General features: G+C 48.4%; 1 protein-coding gene. It reads left to right on the forward strand.

Going from position 1 to position 705, the window contains the following annotated elements:
• Window positions 1-87: 87 nt before the first annotated feature.
• Window positions 88-705 (forward strand): IS3 family transposase (locus ABRP88_RS11405; protein WP_349837263.1); only part of this gene is annotated, 618 nt, incomplete at its 3' end.

A 705-nucleotide genomic window follows, 5' to 3' on the forward strand; every position in this document is an offset into this window, starting at 1 on the left:
AACTCACAATGAACATCCTCTCCTACGGACACAAGATCCGCACTAATCGGGTGTCCACTAAACGAGGGTAACCTCAGTCGCGTCTGGATTCAATTGAAGCAATCGGGAATCAAGGTCAGCGAGAAAGTTGTGCGCCGAATCATTACGGCCGAAGGGTTAACGGTGCGTTATGTTAAGAAAAAGCGTCGTTATTCGTCGTATCGCGGGGAGATTTCAGATGCCCCACCAAACTTGGTGAAACGGAATTTTCATTCTGATAAGCCTGGGCTGCTGTGGTTGACGGATATTTCAGAGTTTCCTGCTGATGACGGGAAAATCTACTTTTCAGCGTTGGTGGATTGTTTCGACGGAAAGATCGTGGGAGCAACAACGAGTTGCCATCCTAGTCAGCAGCTTGCAGACGACTGCTTAGCACAGGCGATTGAAAATGATGCGCCTGCGGATCCGACAAGATTAGTAATCCATTCCGATCGGGGTTGCCACTACCGAGGTAATAGTTGGATCCAAGCCTCCCAAGACATCGGTTTTGCTCGTTCAATGTCGAAGAAAGGGTGCTCACCCGACAATTCGGCGTGCGAGGGATTGTTCGGCCGAATGAAAAATGAGATGTTCTATGGACGTAAATGGCGCCATCGTGAGGAACTAGAGAAAGCGATTCATGAATATGTCGACTTCTACAACGAACGAAGAATCAAGCTTGAGTTC

Origin of the sequence: Corynebacterium sp. KPL2734, assembly GCF_040225595.1 — a bacterium.
Taxonomy (GTDB): Bacteria; Actinomycetota; Actinomycetes; order Mycobacteriales; family Mycobacteriaceae; genus Corynebacterium; species Corynebacterium rhinophilum.